15 protein-coding genes are annotated in these 16,925 nt (G+C 59.3%); 6 read left to right on the top strand and 9 right to left on the bottom strand.

The window, feature by feature from the left end; genetic code table 11:
- Nucleotides 1–440 precede the first annotated feature (440 nt).
- Both B195_RS12140 and B195_RS12135 read left to right on the top strand, forming a co-directional pair.
- Nucleotides 441–677: a YdcH family protein gene (locus B195_RS12140; RefSeq protein ID WP_003445674.1), complete on the top strand. Its 237-nt coding sequence runs from the start codon at nucleotides 441–443 to the stop codon at nucleotides 675–677.
- A 26-nt stretch (nucleotides 678–703) separates the two neighbouring features.
- Complete coding sequence (locus tag B195_RS12135) at nucleotides 704–1,000, top strand: putative quinol monooxygenase (RefSeq protein WP_003445673.1); 297 nt, start codon at nucleotides 704–706, stop codon at nucleotides 998–1,000.
- Between the two features lie 96 nt (nucleotides 1,001–1,096).
- Here the strand turns inward: B195_RS12135 and B195_RS12130 are convergent, their stop codons facing one another.
- On the bottom strand, nucleotides 1,097–2,719 hold the full coding sequence (locus tag B195_RS12130; RefSeq protein ID WP_003445672.1) for an acyl-CoA synthetase: 1,623 nt from the start codon (nucleotides 2,717–2,719) through the stop codon (nucleotides 1,097–1,099).
- A 125-nt stretch (nucleotides 2,720–2,844) separates the two neighbouring features.
- Complete coding sequence (locus B195_RS12125; protein ID WP_003445671.1) at nucleotides 2,845–4,239, bottom strand: PLP-dependent aminotransferase family protein; 1,395 nt, start codon at nucleotides 4,237–4,239, stop codon at nucleotides 2,845–2,847.
- Between the two features lie 147 nt (nucleotides 4,240–4,386).
- On the opposite strand from B195_RS12125, the gene B195_RS12120 reads away from it, so the two are divergent.
- Nucleotides 4,387–5,019: a LysE family translocator gene (locus tag B195_RS12120; RefSeq protein WP_003445670.1), complete on the top strand. Its 633-nt coding sequence runs from the start codon at nucleotides 4,387–4,389 to the stop codon at nucleotides 5,017–5,019.
- Nucleotides 5,020–5,029: 10 nt separating this feature from the next.
- Here B195_RS12120 and B195_RS12115 read toward each other — a convergent pair whose 3' ends face one another.
- From B195_RS12115 to mgtA, 4 genes are all read right to left on the bottom strand, one after another.
- Complete coding sequence (locus B195_RS12115) at nucleotides 5,030–5,755, bottom strand: hypothetical protein (protein WP_003445669.1); 726 nt, start codon at nucleotides 5,753–5,755, stop codon at nucleotides 5,030–5,032.
- Between the two features lie 31 nt (nucleotides 5,756–5,786).
- On the bottom strand, nucleotides 5,787–6,134 hold the full coding sequence (locus B195_RS12110; RefSeq protein WP_003445668.1) for a DUF2493 domain-containing protein: 348 nt from the start codon (nucleotides 6,132–6,134) through the stop codon (nucleotides 5,787–5,789).
- Nucleotides 6,122–7,786: a Na/Pi cotransporter family protein gene (locus B195_RS12105; RefSeq protein ID WP_003445667.1), complete on the bottom strand. Its 1,665-nt coding sequence runs from the start codon at nucleotides 7,784–7,786 to the stop codon at nucleotides 6,122–6,124. Before B195_RS12105 ends, B195_RS12110 begins: the two co-directional genes overlap by 13 nt.
- Before the next feature lie 66 nt (nucleotides 7,787–7,852).
- Nucleotides 7,853–10,567 carry a magnesium-translocating P-type ATPase gene (gene mgtA / locus B195_RS12100; RefSeq protein WP_003445666.1) on the bottom strand — a complete coding sequence of 905 codons (2,715 nt, stop codon included), beginning with the start codon at nucleotides 10,565–10,567 and terminating at the stop codon, nucleotides 7,853–7,855.
- A 1,215-nt stretch (nucleotides 10,568–11,782) separates the two neighbouring features.
- Between mgtA and xerC the strand changes: the two genes are divergently transcribed.
- Nucleotides 11,783–12,628, top strand: coding sequence for a tyrosine recombinase XerC (gene xerC, locus B195_RS12090; RefSeq protein WP_003445663.1), 846 nt, complete (start codon nucleotides 11,783–11,785; stop codon nucleotides 12,626–12,628).
- 89 nt (nucleotides 12,629–12,717) lie between these two features.
- Entirely contained in the window at nucleotides 12,718–12,930 is a 213-nt protein-coding gene (locus B195_RS12085; protein WP_003445661.1) for a PLD nuclease N-terminal domain-containing protein, read from the top strand.
- 68 nt (nucleotides 12,931–12,998) lie between these two features.
- Here B195_RS12085 and B195_RS12080 read toward each other — a convergent pair whose 3' ends face one another.
- Together B195_RS12080 and B195_RS12075 are read right to left on the bottom strand one after the other, a co-directional pair.
- Nucleotides 12,999–14,087, bottom strand: coding sequence for a polyamine ABC transporter substrate-binding protein (locus B195_RS12080; RefSeq protein WP_003445659.1), 1,089 nt, complete (start codon nucleotides 14,085–14,087; stop codon nucleotides 12,999–13,001).
- A 47-nt stretch (nucleotides 14,088–14,134) separates the two neighbouring features.
- A complete protein-coding gene (locus B195_RS12075) occupies nucleotides 14,135–15,433 on the bottom strand; it encodes an FAD-binding oxidoreductase (RefSeq protein ID WP_003445657.1) in 1,299 nt (432 codons plus the stop codon).
- A gap of 157 nt (nucleotides 15,434–15,590) precedes the next feature.
- Between B195_RS12075 and B195_RS12070 the strand changes: the two genes are divergently transcribed.
- The gene (locus B195_RS12070; protein WP_003445654.1) at nucleotides 15,591–16,484 is read left to right on the top strand and encodes a LysR substrate-binding domain-containing protein; all 894 of its coding nucleotides are present in this window, start codon (nucleotides 15,591–15,593) and stop codon (nucleotides 16,482–16,484) included.
- Here B195_RS12070 and B195_RS12065 read toward each other — a convergent pair.
- Nucleotides 16,465–16,920, bottom strand: coding sequence for a GNAT family N-acetyltransferase (locus B195_RS12065; RefSeq protein WP_003445651.1), 456 nt, complete (start codon nucleotides 16,918–16,920; stop codon nucleotides 16,465–16,467). The two genes, B195_RS12070 and B195_RS12065, sit on opposite strands and share 20 nt — an antisense overlap.
- Nucleotides 16,921–16,925: the final 5 nt, after the last annotated feature.

Genomic DNA, 16,925 nt, shown 5'->3' with positions numbered 1-16,925 from the left:
TGCAGCGGTGACTTATTATTGACGCCAATCAAATGTTGATCGACATTTTATATAGCGGTGCCCGATGCGAAATACACCTGTTTGTTGGTTGTAAGCAATGCTCTGGAAGAGTAGTAGTTAAAATTAGAGCATGTAGGCAGATGCGCATCGTATCACTGAAAAATCATCCGAGACTATGATTCCAGTCACATGTCGTCAAAAAAATACCGCCTATTTTTCCGTCGGCATTTAATTGGCGCCTTGAGGGGTCGCGTTTAAAGCGGGTTTGCGGGCGTGGAATTCAGCCCTCTGTACGCAGGCGAAGACGCTTATGTGTACGCCTGGCTTTCTCGGTGACCTGTTGCGTGCTATTGCTTAGGTGGGGGTGTTGGCTTGAGCCTCTTGAGCGGACTCATTTAAAGAGTCTGGAATCGTCACCGAAACGTCTAAGAGGTGCAGATATGCCAGTCAAACACGATTTGTTGCAAGACTTGGGACTCACTAAAGAGGCTGTCAGCAAGTGTCGCAGCGAAAACGCTCATCTGAACCAGTTGTTTGTGCAATATGCCGAGAAGGATGCCGAGGTCATTGAAGCGGAGGCCGGGGAGGCCATTGGTGTCCCGGATGAGGTCTTGAAGAAACTCAAGGAGCAAAGGCTCCAGATCAAAGACAAAATTGTCCAACTACTGAACGTTTAAGTCACCGCAAGCTGCAGGAATCGTATATGTCCAGAATTATCAAAATTGTTGCCACCTTAAGTGCCAAGCCTGGTCATGGACCGGCTGTTAAACAGGCGCTGAGTGCATGTGTGGCCGGATCACGGGCTGAAGCCGGTTGTCTTTTCTATGACCTGCATGTAGATCGCTCCAATCCCGAGCGTTTTGTATTCATCGAAGGCTGGAAGGACATGGCGGCCATTGAGCACCACAAAACCACAGCGCATTACCTGGCGATGGGCAAAGCTGTTGCTGACTTGATCGAGCATCGTGAAGTGCTGTTGCTGGACGAGTTGAGTATCTGAGACAGGGATCAACACAGCAGCATCAAGCGGCGGCCCTGAACAGGCCGCCGTTTTCATGTCGGGCTTGTGCAAGCTTGTTAAGTTCCTCGGCAGCGACTACAGGGCCTTGGCCATGTCGCGTAACAGGTATTTCTGGACCTTGCCGGTCGAGGTCTTGGGCAGCAGGGTAAACACTACCGTGCGCGGCACTTTGAATCCCGCCAGGTGCTGGCGACAAAAAGCAATGATATCCAGCTCGAGCACCTGCTGGTGGTCATCCTTGAGGGTGATAAAGGCACAGGGCGTTTCGCCCCACTTTTCATCCGGGCGGGCGACCACCGCCGCTTCCAGTACCCCGGGATGACGATAAAGCACGCCTTCAACTTCGATGGTCGAGATGTTTTCGCCACCCGAAATGATGATGTCTTTGAGTCGGTCACGAATCTCCATGTAGCCATCCGGGTGGCACACGGCCAAATCCCCGGTATGGAACCAGCCCCCCTCAAAGGCTTGCGCCGTGGCACTGGGGTTCTTCAGGTAACCCTTCATAACGGTGTTGCCACGCATGAATATCTCACCCATGGTTTCTCCGTCCCGCGGGGTCGGTACCAGGGTTTTCGGATCGGCAACCATTACCCCTTCCAGCGTCGGATAGCGTACCCCCTGGCGGGATTTGATCTGCGCACGCTCGGCCAGTGGCCGGGCATCCCATTGCTCATGCCAGGCGCAAATGGTCACCGGGCCATAGACTTCGGTCAGGCCATACACGTGGGTGACTTTGATGCCCATTTCTTCCACCGCACCTATCACTTGGGCCGGTGGTGCTGCACCCGCGACCATCACACTCACCGGATGATCGATGGCAACCCTGGCGGATAGCGGCAGGTTGGTCAGGGCATTGAGCACAATCGGCGCGCCGCACATATGGGTGACCTGATGCTCCTGGATCAGACTGAGAATTCGTTGCGGATCAACCCGGCGCAGGAACACGTGCACGCCGGCCAGGGCCGTGATGATCCACGGGTAGCACCAGCCGTTGCAGTGGAACATCGGCAAGGTCCATAGATACACCGGGTGATTGCCGATGGCCCAGACCATCTGGTTGCCCAGGGAGTTAAGGTAGGCCCCGCGGTGGTGATAGACCACGCCTTTGGGGTTGCCCGTGGTGCCGGAGGTGTAGTTGAGCGCGATCGCCTGCCACTCATCTGCCGGCCATTGCCACGGGTAGTCAGGGTCGCCCTCGGTCAGCAGCGCCTCGTAATCCAGTGCGCTGACCGGCTGGCCTTCGCCGTATTGCGGGTCATCCACGTCGATGATCAGCGGTGGATGATCAAGCATGGCCACGGCAGCATGGATCACGGCATGGAATTCACGGTCGGCAATCAACACCCTGGCTTCGCCGTGGGCCAGCATGAAGGCAATGGCTTCGGCGTCGAGGCGTACGTTAAGTGCATTGAGCACTGCGCCGAGCATGGGCACCGCAAAGTGGGCTTCGAGCATGGCCGGGATATTGGGCAACATCACCGCCACGGTATCGCCCTTGCCAATCCCGCGAGCGGCCAGCGCACTGGCCAGACGCCGGCAGCGCTGGTAAGTCTGCAGCCAGGTGCGGCGAATCGAGCCGTGGATCACGGCGGGGTAGTCCGGGTAGACACTGGCTGTGCGTTCGATAAAGCTCAACGGCGACAGGGCAATATGGTTGACAGCATTGGGCTCAAGGCCTTGCTCAAAAATCGACATGAAGGTCTTCCGGTGGCTGATTGTTAGCTCTTTGGCTGCCCGCGCCCATCGGTGGGCGGGACAGTTTTATGTCCGGCCTGACTTATAGCTCACTCGGTGTGGCATAGGGAAGCAATGGCCCTGGGCTAATCCAGCAGCGCTGCCAAGGCAGCCATCACCTCGGGCTTGTCGGTGTGGGCCACGTTAAAACGCATGCAGTGGCGCAGTGCGGGGTCAAAGCCGAACAGGATGCCCGGCGCCAGCACCAGATCCCGGGCGAGCGCCTCCTGGGCCAGGGTTGCGGCGTCCCGTGCGGCGGGGAGCGTGGCCCAGATATACAGGCCCCCGGTGTAAGGTGCATTGAGGGTGAACCCCAGGCCTTGCAACCAGCTGGCCACCCGCGCACCGCTGGTCAGCAGACCTTGCATCACCCGCTTGCGGTGTTTGTGATAGGTGCCGTCAGTGAGCATCGAACAGACGACCTGTTCGAACATTTCCGAGGTGATACCGCCGCACATCAGTTTCAGATGGGTCAGGTTGGCGGCTGCCTGCGCCGAGGTCACCACATAGCTCACCCGCAGATTGGCACTCAGGGTTTTGGAAAAACCGCTGAGGTAGGTGACGTGTTCGATCCCGGCCAGGGCCGCGAGCCGCGGAGGCGGGTCCGGGTGCCAGTCGCCGTACAGATCGTCCTCGATGATATGGCAGTCATGACGCTTGGCCAGCTCCAGCAAGCCGTAGGCCTGGGCCGGAGAAAAGGAATGGCCGGTGGGGTTATGCAGCAGGCCTGTGGTCAGATACAGGCTCGGCCGGTGCTGTTCAAACAGCTGCTCCAGCGCTTGCAGATCCAGCCCCTGGGGAGTGCGCTCAAGGGTCACGACCCGTGCCCCGTGCAACGCCAGATTGGCGTGGAAGTTGAAGTAGCAGGGCATGTCCAGCAGCACCGTATCGCCGGGACGCACCCGCAAGCGCAACAACATGTCCAGTGCCTGCACGGTGTTGGCGGTGGTGATGATCTGCTCGACGGCAACGTCCAGGCCCTGGCCCAGCAGTTTTTGCTGGAGTGCCAGACGCAATGGCAGGTAACCCGCCGGATCGCCATAGCCGGTGAGGCGCAGCCCCGGCGAGCGGCTGAGCTGGCGCAGGTGGGTACGCATGGCGCTGGGCTCCAGCCAGCTTTCAGGCAGATGACCGCTGCCGGGGCGCATGGCGCCGCTGGCGCCGGTCAATGAGCGGCGCAGGACACTGGTCAGGTCTTGCGGTAACAGATCAAGCGCGCTCGCCCGTTCTGCAGCCGCAGCCCTGGCCGCGACAAAGTAGCCAAGGCCCTGGCTTGAAGTGATCCGGCCCTGTCCACGCAAGCGATCGAGAGCCTCAATCAGGGTGAATTTACTGACGCCCCAGCTCAGGGCCATTTCCCTGGCGGAGGGCAGTCTGGCCCCCGGGTTCAGGCGACCTTGGGTAATGGCCTGGTTCATGGCTTCGACAATCTGCTGGACTTTGGGAGTGCCGGGCTGGAATTCAATCGTGGGGATAGGCATCAATGACCTCGTACTTTACCGGTCATGCTACCAGTAAAGTACGGTCAAGTTGGTCGGGGCTTGATCTGCCCATGCCGGGCTGCGCCACCTAAACTGCGGAACCGCTCGCAGGTGTTCGAGCAATGGTTTCGGGATCTGATTAAGATAATGGCCACACAACTGACACTCGCGTCCTTCCTCTACTTTCTGTTTTTCTGCGCCACCATGACCTTTAGTCCCGGGCCCATGACCTTACTGTTGATGGGCTTCGGCATGCAGCAAGGCTTGAAGCGCTCAATGCCGGTGCAGCTTGGCGCCAGCGCTGCGTATCTGGTGTCGATCCTGATTTTTGCCGTCGGATTTGCCGAGCTGGTCAAGGGCGATCCCCTGATCAGTCGCGTCATTCAATGTATCGGCGTGGCCTATTTGCTGTATCTGGCCTATCGGCAATGGAACAGTCGGGCACTGTTGCTGGAGCGTCCTGCCGAGTCCCTGGATAGCAGCTTCAGGGGGCGTTTCGCCAAGGGGTTGCTCACCGGCTTTGCCAACCCCAAAACCATTGTCATGTTCAGTGCCGTGTTCCCGCAGTTTGCCGGGCAGGGCAGTGCCACCCGGGCGCTGGATCTGGCGGTACTGGGGCTGGTGTTCTTGCTGTTGCAGTTCACCAGCGGCTGCCTGTATTGCTACTTCGGCCAGCGGGTGCGGCGGGTGCTGCAAAGCCCGTCGCGACAAGTTCTGTTGCAACGGGCCACAGCCATCATGCTGTTGGGGGTGGCCATTCTGTTGGCCCGGGGGTTTTAGCGGCTGAGCCTCAGAAACGCAGGGTAGCCCCGGTGGTCAGCCAGCGGTCGCGGTCGCGGTTCAGGGTGCGACCGAGCACCAGGTCCAGATCCACGGCAGAGCCTATGTGGAACCTGGGACCTGTCTGCCAGGACTGCTCGCCGCCTTCTTCGCCGTAGCGTTCGCCAATCAGGGTCAGCGAGTTGGTAACGGCATATTCAAAGCCGCTACCCCAGGTCAGTCGGTGGCTCTGCTTGCCGTCGTTCCAGGCATGGCTCCAGCCGCCGTTAAGATTGAGTCGCAGGGGCGCGAAAGGTTGCCAGGTGAGCGGCAGGTTGAGGTCGGTGCCGTCATAGCTGTGGGCCCGGTTCAGCGCAAAGCGGGCCTCGCCCGATAGCGCCAGTTCCAGGCTCTGGTCCAGACTTGAATACAGCTGCGCCTTGAGTTGCGGGCTCAACTGTCGGGCGGTGCCGTCGTTGCTGTGACCTTGCTCTATGGCGCCTCCCCATTGCAGCCAGGGCAGGTTGTGCGAAGTACAGCCCTGGGAAATGACTGCATTGTGGGTGGCGCTGTGGTGACGGTTGCTGGTAAACCAGGCGTCGATGTTGCATGCGCCGGGGCTGTTGATTGCGCCGTCGTCGACCACGTATGAACCACCGGATGCACAGGTTTTGGAGACCAGGCCAAGGGTCAGGGCGATGCTCATCGAAGCGCCGACCCAATGGCGAACGGCTGCTGAACGGGATACTTCAGTCATGGGTAAAACTCCTGAGTGGAATCGATAAAGGTCAGTTGTTAACCGTTACAACATGAATGCCGGCCGCTCTGGCCCGGCTGATCAGCGCACAGGTGTCATCTCCCCCGGGCAGGGCAATGACCACGTCCGGGCGACTGTCCGTGAGCATGAATCGATTGCGCCGGCGCTCGGCCTGCTTGCCGTACATCTTCCAGTTCGGCGGGTAGCGCACCACATCGACTCCCGCCTCGCGCGCCCAGTCCTCCACGGCGCTGCCCAGATACGGACTGGCGCCGTGAATCAGCACACTCACGCCATTGATGGCCTGGTAGGCATCCAGTACGCGCAGGCACATCAGGGTGTCGGCGTAATGGCGCCCGGCACAGATCAAGAGGCGCACGGGTCAGTGTCCCTGGAGTTGTGGTCGACGAAGCCGTTGAGTTCTGCGCAGCGCTCCAGCACCGGGTAGCCGAGGGCGGCAATATGGTGATGAACCCGCCGATAGTCGCGCAGCACGCGCTGGAAAATATCCCCGGACTCGGCCCAGGCCGTTTTGTCATTCTGCAATTTACGAAAATGCTCGCGACTGGCCCTGGCTTCCAGCTTGCGCACGGTGTCCTTGTGGCTGACCAGGGTGTTGGCTGCCAGCACGTCTTCGCCCATGAAGGCGGTCACTGCCAGGTTCAGGCTGTCCTGCAGGGCCTGGTGCATGGCCTGGATATGGCGCAGCTCGAAGCTGGAAAAGTGCTCGCCACGGCGGGTTCTGCGGATGGCCAGTTGCGCCAGGTTGTTGAGGATGTCGCCGGCATGTTCGAGGTTGATCACGAACATCAGGATTTCCTGGGCGCGGTCGGCGTCATGATCGCTCAGCCCGTCATGGCCTATATCCGCCAGGTAGGCACGAATGGCGGCACTCAGCAGGTCCACCGAGTGATCCAGCTGGCGGACTTTGGTGAAGGCGGCCTGATCGGGCTTCTCGAACAGTTGCAGCACCTGGCTGAGCATCAGCGAGGCCATGTCCGCCAGGCGCAGGGCTTCGCGTACGGCGTTGGACAGCCCGATATTGGCCACTTCCAGCCCGGCTTCATCGAGGTATTGCGGCATGCCGGGATCCACCGGGCTCTGCTGCTCGGCAAACAGCCGGCTCAGCAGGCGCGCCATGGGTTCGGTCAGCCCGATAAACAGCAGCGCCAGGGCGATGTTGAATGCGCTATGCAGATACACCACCAGCTGGGCCGGGCCGATATCGGTTCGGCCCAGCTGTGTGGCAATCAGTGGCAGGCACGGCAGCAACAGCAGGCTGCCGAACAAACGAATCAGCAAGTTGCCCACGGGCAGGCGCCGCGCCACCGGGGAGCCGGCACTGAACACCGAGGGCAAGGCACCACCTATGTTGGCCCCCAGCATCAAGGCCAGCGCCGTCACCGGGGTCATCATGCCGGCACCGGCCATGGAGGCAATGAGCAACACCACCGCCACGCTGGAGTGGCAGATCCAGGTCAGCAGGACTGCGACCAGCACCGCAGTGACCAGGTCGCCCTCAAGGCTTTGCATGAGCGCGCGGAACACCGACGTGGCTTCCATATGACCCAGGCTGGCGCTGAGCAGACTCAGGGCCAGGAGCATCAGCCCCAGTCCGATCAGCGCGCAGCCGATGCTTTCAAAGCGTGAGTCATCGCGCAGGCGAAACACCACAAAACCCACCAGCAGTATCACCGGCATCGCCAGTGAAGTGTCGAAACTCAGCAGTTGCACCACCAGGGTCGAACCGATGTTCGCTCCCAGCATCACGGCCAGGGCTGGCGCCAGGCCCAGGGTGCCGGCGGCGGTAAACGAGGTTGCCATCAGGCTGACGGCGGTACTGCTCTGCAGTACGCCAGTAATACCGATTCCGGAAATCAGCGCCATCCAGCGATTGTTCAGGTTGCGCCCCATCCAGTTACGCAGCTGGGTACCAAACCCGCGCAGCAGCGCCGTTGAAATCATATGGGTACCCCACAGCAACAGGGCTATGGCCCCCGCGAGGTTGAGTAACAGAGTGGTTCCCGACATAAGGAATCTCCACATAACAAACATTCATTGTTTTGCGGGCGCCAGACCGGCGCCCGCAGATTCAGCTCAGAACCACTGCTTGAAGCGGCGGATGTAGAGGGTCTTCATCAACTGTGCAACGCAGCAGTAGCTGAACAGGGTGGCCACCAGCCAGGGGAAGTACGACAGCGGCAGCGGCTCAAGGCCGACCATGGTGCCCAGCGGCGAGAACGGCACGTAGATGCCCAGCACAATGACAATCAGGGTCATCATGATCACCGGCCATGCGGCAGTGCTCTGGATGAAGGGGATTTTTCGGGTGCGCAGCATGTGCACCACCAGGGTTTGCGAGAGCAGGCCCTCGATGAACCAGCCGGACTGAAACAGGGTCTGCATTTCCACGCTGTTGGCCGAGAACACGTACCACATCAGGGCAAAGGTGGTGATGTCAAAGATCGACGAGGTCGGCCCGATCCAGATCATGAACCGGCCGATGTTTTTCGCATCCCACTTGCGCGGTTTTTGCAGGTACTCCTTGTCCATCTTGTCCCAGGGCAGCGCCAGCTGGGAGATGTCGTACATCAGGTTCTGCAGCAGCAGGTGGATCGACAGCATCGGCAGGAAAGGGATGAAGGCACTCGCCACCAATACCGAGAACACGTTGCCGAAGTTGGAGCTGGCGGTCATGTTCAGGTACTTCATGATATTGCCGAAGGTTTCGCGGCCTTTGAGCACGCCTTCTTCCAGCACCATCAGGCTCTTTTCCAGGAGGATGATGTCGGCCGACTCTTTGGCGATGTCCGTGCCGCTGTCCACCGAAATGCCCACGTCCGCATCGCGCAGGGCCGGTGCATCGTTAATCCCGTCGCCGAGAAAGCCGACCGTGTGACCATTGGCCTGCAGTGCCTTGAGCACCCGGGACTTCTGCAGCGGAGTGAGCTTGGCGAACACCGTGCGCTGCTCCACCTCCAGTTGCAGCGTGGCGTCGTCCATGGCCTCTATTTCAGGACCGAGCAACGGCGAGCCTGGCTCCAGTCCCACCTGGCGGCAGATTTTACCGGTGACTGTGGCGTTATCGCCGGTCAGTACTTTTACCGCTACCCCTATCGCCTGCAGCGCGGCAATCGCCGGGCCGGCGGTTTCTTTTGGCGGGTCGAGGAAGGTGAGCAAGCCGCGGATGACCAGATCCCGCTCATCGCCGGTGGTGTATTGCTTTTGTGACTGGGCCTTGGGAATTTCACGGGTGGCAACCAGCAGTACCCGGAAGCCGTCTTCGTTGTAGCCGCTGGCCAGTTCCAGCAACTGCTGGCGGCGCAAAGGATCCAGCGCAACGCTGGCGGTGCCTTCCATGACATGGGTGCAGATGGCGAGCATTTCCTCTACTGCGCCTTTACATACCAGCAGGTGGTCACCCCGTTTGTCCTTGACCACGACCGTCAGGCGTCGGCGGACGAAGTCGAAAGGCAGTTCATCGACCTTGCGGTAGGCAAACGGCACTTTGAACTTTGGGTCCTGTGCAGAGAACTGCACCACCGCCTGATCCATCAGGTTGCGCACGCCACTTTGGTGATGGCTGTTGAGCCAGGCCAGGGCCAGTACCGACTCATCGCGCTTGCCGGTGGCGTCCACGTGGTGCTCAAGGATGATGTGATCCTGGGTCAGGGTGCCGGTCTTGTCGGTGCACAACACATCCATCGAACCGAGGTTCTGGATCGCATTCAGGCGCTTGACCACCACTTTGCGTTTGGCCATGGCGGTGGCGCCCTTGGCCAGGTTGGCGCTGACAATCATTGGCAGCATTTCCGGGGTCAGGCCGACCGCCACTGCCAGGGCAAACATTAAGGCATCGCCCCAGTCGCCCTTGGAGAACCCGTTGAGGAAAAAGACAATGGGCACCATGACCAGCATGAAGCGGATCAGCAGCCAGCTGACGCTGTTGACTCCCCGATCGAATGCCGTTTGCGAGCGCGAGCCGACGATGGCTTTGGCCAGCGAACCAAAATAGGTCCGGGGGCCGGTGGCAACCACCACGGCGCGGGCTGTACCGCTTACTACGTTGGTGCCCATGAAGCAGATGTTGGGCAGGTCCAGCAGGTTGCTCTGGTCGGCTGCCATGCCGGAGGCGGACTTTTGTGTGACGTCTCCCAGGGTGTCGTATTTCTCCACGGGTAAAGCTTCGCCCGTGAGTACGGCCTGGCTGATAAACAGATCGCGGGATTCAATCAGGCGAATGTCCGCGGGGATCATGTCTCCGGCGGACAGTTGCACGATATCGCCGGCCACCAGATTGCGCATCGGGATTTCAAGCACCCGGGGCCTGGCACCGTCCTTTTCGCGGCGCAGTACGGTGGCTGTGGTGCGGACCATGGCCTTGAGCGCTTCGGCGGATTTGGCCGAGCGGTGCTCCTGCCAGAACCGCAGCACGCTGCTGAGGCCGACCATCAACCCGATGATGATGACTTTGGTCAGGTCGCTTTCTTCACCGTCACGCAGCGGAATCCAGTAGTCGGTGAAAAAGCTGATCACCGCCAGGGTCAGCAGGACGTAGATGAAAGGGTTATGCAGTGCCAGCAGGAACTGCACGATCGCATGGGGCGGCTTGTCGTGGGCCACCTCGTTGTAACCCTCCAGTTGCAGGCGTTTCGAGGCCTCGAGCAGGGTCAGGCCGTCGGTGGTGGCCTTGACGTTCGCCAGGGTCGCCGACAGTCCGTTCTGTGCTTCACGTGCGGCACGCATGGACAGTTTTGCACGGTCTGCAGCGCTGTTTTTATCCAGTGCTTTGGGGGTTTTCAATGCGCTCATAGGGGCTGCTCCTGTCGCCTGTTTTAATCCGGACATACATGCGACTTGCCTTTCTGAAGGCAAATAGCAGTCGTCCGGTGCGAAAGTCGGCGATCGGTTTAAATAAGTTTTAGGTGCAGTTGTATGTTTCGTTACAACAGCGCTATTAATCAGCGGGCAACAGGAAACTTCCAATCTGGTTCATAAAGAACAGCAGTCAGATAACGATGTTTATCAGGCGGAAGTTAATCGATGGCAGAACTTTCTTTGCAGAAGGTTCTGCGCTCGATTAAACCGTGCTTATCCGGCGCGAGCGGCTGTGTAGAAACTCGGGGCGCGGGCAAGCAGGCGAACGGTGCCACAACACGGAGGGTCCTGGGATTCGTTGATGCTCCAGCGCTGTTCCAGTTGCCCTGTGCCGGGGCTGACCCGCCAATGCACCTGGCGGTGCACAGGTTTTGCGCCGGGAACGGCAGTGGAGAAGGGGGATTGCCGAGCAAAAGCAGGCTCACGGCAGAGCTTGACCCGCATGCTCGAGCTAAAGGCGCGGACGCCAGGTAGTACAAAGGTTTTAAAGGTCATAACACACCTCGTGACCGGACTGATGCCGGGGAGGTCGTTACGTTGGAGCGTCAGGCTCTAGCGCAATTGACCCCGCCGTGCAGGCGAGTCCTGTCAATGTCTTGGTTAATTGCCCGGAGCTCCGCATTCGCGGTGACCGGACAGCGTCTAGATACTGTGTCCATTGGCTTCTTTTGTGAGGTTTAAAAAAGACCGAAGTAATTCGGCCTGCGCAATCTACTCAGTCAGGTAACTCATGTCAAGGTTAAACAGGCACAAGTAAGGGCGGTACAGCCAATGTTCAGAAACGGGAAAGTGTATTTAAAACAGTCACCGCTTGAATATGACAATAATAAAACTCAATAGCCGAAGAGTGGGGCGCCGAAGTGTTCTGTCTGCAAACGCCATGTAAGGCATTGAAGTCCAAAAGCACGGGTTGCATCCGGGCTGTAGCTGCGGCTGCTGCCCGATGGTGCTGCCATCACCTAAACGCTATAACTGCACGGACAATCTATAGGTTTGGGTTATATTAGGGACTGTTTCAGCCCCGTATCGAGATTGGTTTTGTCGACTATTGACCCCGCAGCAACGCAGGTTTCAGCCATTGCATTAACTCAGGTTCAAACGCCTGTTGCGCTTTACCTTGCGCGTCTTGCGCCATCGAGCCGTCAGACCATGCGTTATGTATTGCAGGAGGCGGCGGATCGCCTGGGGGCTGAGGATGTCGCCATCGATGAGTTTCCGTGGCATCAACTGCAGCCGGGGCATATCACCGCGCTGGTGTCTGCACTGCGCGCAGATGGCTATGCGCCCAATACCTCCTCGCTGTACGTGAATGCCATCCGCGGCGTGATGAATCAGGCCTGGCAACAAAGCCTGATCACCCAGGATCATTTGTTGAAGATCCGTGCGGTAAAGGCGGGAGGTGGTTCGCGTCTGACCAAGGGCCGTAATCTACGCCGTACCCTGATTCGTGAACTGATGGATGTCTGTGCTGCCGACCCGCGCCCCCAGGGCTTGAGGGATGCGGCGATCATTGCAATTTTGTATGGCTCGGGGATGCGCAAGTCGGAATCGGTGAACATGGACCTGTGGCAGGTGAATGTTGAGGAGCGCAGTCTGCGGGTGGTGGGTAAAGGCAACAAGGAGCTGATCAAGTTCGCTCCGGCCTGGGCCTTTGAAAAGCTCGAGCAGTGGCTGGCGTTTCGACGGGACAACCTGCCGGACGGAGCCAGTGACGACGACTTCTTGTTCAACCGGATTCGTCGCGGCAATCACATCACCCGCGAGCGCCTTACCAAGCATGCGATTTACTACATCGCCAAACAGCGCGGCCGGCAGGTCGGGGTCGACATCATGCCCCATGACTTTCGCCGTTCATTCATCACCCGGGTGATCGAAGAGTACGACGTTTCCATTGCGCAAAAACTGGCCCACCACGCCAACATTGCGACCACCGTCAGCTATGACGTGCGCGATGACAATGAGCGGCGCAATGTGACTGACCGCTTTATGTTGTGACTGGCAACGCCCAGGCTCGCAGCACTGAAAAAACAATGAACCCTCGCGGCATGCCCCCACCTAAAGCTTTACAACCTGGGAGGTGATGCATGCAAATCGAGCAAATTTGGGTCGTACTGGCCATTATCCTGCTGCTGATCGAGTTCTGGACCATCAGCCGCGTGCTTAAAAGCGCAGCCCCTGCAAGCAGTCGGCTGATGTGGGTGGCGGTCATTATCTTCGTGCCATTATTCGGCATGCTGGCGTGGCTGGTGGCTGGGTCGAAAAAGCACAGAAGGGATTCGTCTTCGGTCTCGAGGTGAGCCGCAAGAGCGTTATGAATAAACCCAAGCTGCAGGAGCAAACTCGCTCCTGCAGGGGGCTTGCCGACTCAGGTATTGGTCTTCAGCTTGGTCCACAGGCGCGTGGTGAGCCGGGCAATTTTGGCCGGCAGGTCCTCGACCGTGAACAGTGTGTCTATCACTTCTTTCGACGGATAGATGGCCGGGTCCTGTTTCACCTCTGACGAGAGATAGGCATCCGCTGCAAGGTTGGGGTTGGCGTAGTGGATGTTGTTGCTGATATCGGCAATCACCTGGGGCGTGAGCAGGTAGTTCATGTAGGTGTAGGCGTTCTTTTCATGGGGCGCGCTTTTGGGCATGACCACCATGTCCATCCACAAGGTGGAGCCTTCCCTGGGGACCGAGTAAGCGATGTTGATCCCGTTCCTGGCTTCCTTGGCACTGGCGGCTGCCTGCACCACATCGCCGTTAAAACCTATCACTGCACAGATATTGCCGTTGGCCAGATCGCTGATGTACTTCGATGCGTGAAAGTACTGAACGTAAGGCCGGATTTTCAGCAGAGCCTGTTCGGCTTTCTTGTAGTCTTGCGGGTCATGGCTGTGGTGCGGCAGGCCTAGATAGTTAAGGGTGACAGGTAGCACCTGGGTCGGGTTGTCGATGATTGCGACGCCGCACTGGCTCAGCTTCTTGATGTTGTTCTCATCAAAAAACAGGCTCCAGGACTGCGTGACATCGGTGGTACCGAAGATCTGCTTGATCTTGTCCACGTTATAGCCGATGCCTGCAGTACCCCACATGTAGGGGAAGCCGTACTGGTTGCCCGGGTCGTTCACCTCGAGCTTTTTCATCAGCACCGGGTCGAGGTTTTTCCAGTTGGGCAACTGGCTGCGGTCGAGCTTTTGTATGGCCCCCGCCTTGATCAGCCGGGACAGGAAGTGGTTGGACGGGCTGACCACGTCATAACCGGTGTTGCCGGTCATCAACTTGGACTCCAGCACTTCGTTGCTGTCGTGGATATCGTAAGTCGTCTTGATCCCCGTTTGCCTGGTAAACGAGGGCAGGGTGTCATCCGCGATATAGCCGTTCCAGTTGGAGATATTGACTGTCTCGTCTGCGTAGCTGGCTGCCGAAAACGCGGCCAGCATGACCGCCAGGGAAATCGTGTTGATGTGCATGTTCAATCACCTTTTCGAGGAGCTTTTATTTTTTTCGTCACAGTGCATCAGATTTCGGTTCTGGCCCTGACCGCTTCCACGCGCATGCGCAACACGGCGCCGATGTCGAAGAACGGGCGCGGCGGTAGCCAGCCCGGCCGTGCCCGGTCCATGACTGACTGCAACAGCGGGGAGCTGGCGCCACTGGCCATTTCCGCCAGCAACCGGCCCCACAGGGTGCCGCGTGCCACGCCGGAGCCATTGCAGCCGGCGACGGCAAACACCCGTTCCTGGACCTTGGCGAAATAAGGCTGGCCGCTGCGTGTGGCGCTCAGGTGGCCGGTCCAGGTGTAGTCAATGTCTTGTTCGGTGAGCCCCGGGAAGCGTCGTTGCAAGCCCAGCGCGTGGTGTTTGCGCCGCTGTATCAAATCGCTGTCGGACAGGTCTTTGGTACGGTATTCGGCGGTGTTGCGGATCATCACCCGGCGGTCCGGAGTCAGGCGTACGGTTGCGCCGAGGGGGCGCGTGGAAAGTACGCCCCAGGGCTCGACGCTGCCGATGGCCGCGTACTCCCGGTCTGACAGGGGGCGGGTCAGGCTGGCGCTGAGTTCCATGGGGAAGGTGGCGCTGTTGTCGATCCCGGCGCGCGGAATGAAAGCGTTGAGGCACACCAGAACCTGTCCGGCCTCGATGCTGCCTTGGGTGCCAATGGCACGCACGCCGCCGCGCACGGGTTCGAGGCCGCTGATCTCGGTGTTCTCGAATACGCTGACATTGGCTGGCAGAGCATCCAGCAGGCCTTTGACGTACTTCGCCGGCTGCAGCAGAGCGTTGCCATTACCGCACCAGATCGCCGCCCGATAGTGACGGGTCCCCAGTTTTTGGGCGAGTTGCCCGCCCTCCAGAAACTGTGCCGAGGCCCCCACGGCACTGAGGGTTTTGAGCTTGGCTTCGATGTGGGTCAGCTTGGCGGGATCATTGACCGCGAAGTAGTAACCCGAATCGCGGTATTCGCACTCAATGCCGTGGCGGCTGATGCGCTTGCGTACTTCTTCGCCGGCGGCGCAGCCGATTGCAGAGTCGACCTCAAAACCGGCGAAGCCGCTGTGGCCGATCAGCTCATCATCGCCGGGGTTTTCGTGGGACACCGCGTAGCCGGAGTTGCGCGCTGAGGCCCCCTGGGCTGCGCGCTGCCGATCGACCACGACAATACGCGCCTCAGGGTACATTTCTGCCAGGGAATGGGCGGCACTGAGCCCGGTGATACCGGCGCCAATAATCAGCCAGTCAGCTTTTTCCGGCCCCTTGAGGTGATCGCGGCCCGGGGAGGTTCCTGCCAGGGCAATCCAGCCACATTGATTTTTCACGTAACACCTCATTCAACGGTTGCGGCGCCTCCTGCTTGGGTGAATACATGCGCAAATTGCATGGCTGTTATCAGGTGGCGCCCTCTATAGCTGGAATTTATGACGAACACGGTGATATAACCAACGTTATAAATTCATTGATCGATTCCAAAAATGCATGGATACAATTAGCCACGTACCGTCTCTACAGGGCCTGCAGGCGCTGGTTGCAGTTGCCGATTCGGGCAGCTTCACCCTAGCGGCGCAGGCGCTGTGTCTGACCCAGAGCGCAGTCAGTCGCAAGATCCAGCAACTGGAAGGGCATTTCGGTGTACCGCTGTTCGCCAGAAACAGTCGCAGCGTGCACCTGACGGCTGAAGGCGAAGAGGTGCTGGGCAGCGCGCGCACCATTCTTGCGCAGTTGCGGGCGCTGGAAGATCGTCTTTCACCGCAAAAGCGTCCGTTTCGTATCCGCATGCACGTCTCCCTGGCCGTGCGCTGGTTACTGCCCAAGCTCAGTGACTTCTACTTGCAGCATCCGGACATAGCCCTGTCGATCGAAACCGTTGCCACCGAGATCGTTGAGCCCGCCAGCGACAGTGATGCCTACATCCTCTATCTGCCGGAGCCCCGCGCTGACCCGGCCTGTCTGGTGCTGTTCGATGAGGCACTGGTGCCGGTTTGCTCCCCGGATCTGGGGCCGCTGACGTCAATGGATGACCTGGCAGGTTTCCCGTTGCTGCACCGTTCGGCCGACAAGCAGGCGTGGATCGACTGGCTGTCAGCCAATCACGGCAACCCCCTGGAGAGCTATCGTCACATCCCGTTCAACCTCGATGAGCTGGCACTGGATGCTGCGGCCCGGGGGCTTGGGGTCGCAGTGACGGACATGACTCTGGCCGATGAGTCGATCCAGCGCGGGGTGCTGGTGATTCCGTTTGGCGAGCCATTGAAAACCGGCGGCAATTACTCGTTGTGCCCACAGCCCCTGGCCGCCGGACACCCGGCCTGTTCCCGGGTGCTGCAGTGGTTCGCAGAGCAGGCGCAACAGGCTAGGGTGCCAGGTGCTTGAGCATGATGACGGTGCGTTCGGCACCGTGGAATTCGTCGCGGATTTTTTCAAAACCCAGGCGGGCGTAAAAGCCTTCGGCGGTGATCGAAGAGGGCACCCTTAACTCTTGCAGGCCATGCTGCCCTGCAACGGATTCGATTCTGGCCATAAGCTGCTTGCCGATTCCCGTGCCCTGGTGGCCGGGAGCGACGAATACACTGCGAATTACCTGCTGGTCCAGGCTTGCCGTTGCGACCACGGCCCCATCAAGAATTGCCACATAGACTTGACGCTGGATGATCAAGCCCAGGATCTGTGGGGCCGCAAAGCTTTGCTCCACCCGGGCGATGACGTCGGGCGGGTAGTCCAGGGCATTGGACTGGCGAAGTGCAGCGATCACCACCTTGCTGATGGCCGCTGCATCTTCGGCACGGGCCGCTCGAACCAGAACGCTCATAAGTG

The sequence above is a fragment of the Pseudomonas sp. Lz4W genome (genome assembly GCF_000346225.2).
Classification (GTDB): domain Bacteria; phylum Pseudomonadota; class Gammaproteobacteria; order Pseudomonadales; family Pseudomonadaceae; genus Aquipseudomonas; species Aquipseudomonas paraversuta.
Note: the sequence above shows the minus strand (reverse complement) of the source record. Positions and strands in the feature narration are given on the sequence as shown.

Excerpts from the sequence above, each read along its gene's own strand:
- B195_RS12105 (WP_003445667.1), bottom strand. The coding sequence starts at position 7,786 with ATGTCGGGAACCACTCTGTTACTCAACCTCGCGGGGGCCATAGCCCTG.
- B195_RS12130 (WP_003445672.1), bottom strand. The coding sequence starts at position 2,719 with ATGTCGATTTTTGAGCAAGGCCTTGAGCCCAATGCTGTCAACCATATT.
- B195_RS12065 (WP_003445651.1), bottom strand. The coding sequence starts at position 16,920 with ATGAGCGTTCTGGTTCGAGCGGCCCGTGCCGAAGATGCAGCGGCCATC.
- xerC (WP_003445663.1), top strand. The coding sequence starts at position 11,783 with ATGCGTTATGTATTGCAGGAGGCGGCGGATCGCCTGGGGGCTGAGGAT.
- B195_RS12135 (WP_003445673.1), top strand. The coding sequence starts at position 704 with ATGTCCAGAATTATCAAAATTGTTGCCACCTTAAGTGCCAAGCCTGGT.
- B195_RS12120 (WP_003445670.1), top strand. The coding sequence starts at position 4,387 with ATGGCCACACAACTGACACTCGCGTCCTTCCTCTACTTTCTGTTTTTC.
- B195_RS12125 (WP_003445671.1), bottom strand. The coding sequence starts at position 4,239 with ATGCCTATCCCCACGATTGAATTCCAGCCCGGCACTCCCAAAGTCCAG.
- B195_RS12115 (WP_003445669.1), bottom strand. The coding sequence starts at position 5,755 with ATGACTGAAGTATCCCGTTCAGCAGCCGTTCGCCATTGGGTCGGCGCT.
- mgtA (WP_003445666.1), bottom strand. The coding sequence starts at position 10,567 with ATGAGCGCATTGAAAACCCCCAAAGCACTGGATAAAAACAGCGCTGCA.
- B195_RS12085 (WP_003445661.1), top strand. The coding sequence starts at position 12,718 with ATGCAAATCGAGCAAATTTGGGTCGTACTGGCCATTATCCTGCTGCTG.
- B195_RS12080 (WP_003445659.1), bottom strand. The coding sequence starts at position 14,087 with ATGCACATCAACACGATTTCCCTGGCGGTCATGCTGGCCGCGTTTTCG.
- B195_RS12070 (WP_003445654.1), top strand. The coding sequence starts at position 15,591 with ATGGATACAATTAGCCACGTACCGTCTCTACAGGGCCTGCAGGCGCTG.
- B195_RS12140 (WP_003445674.1), top strand. The coding sequence starts at position 441 with ATGCCAGTCAAACACGATTTGTTGCAAGACTTGGGACTCACTAAAGAG.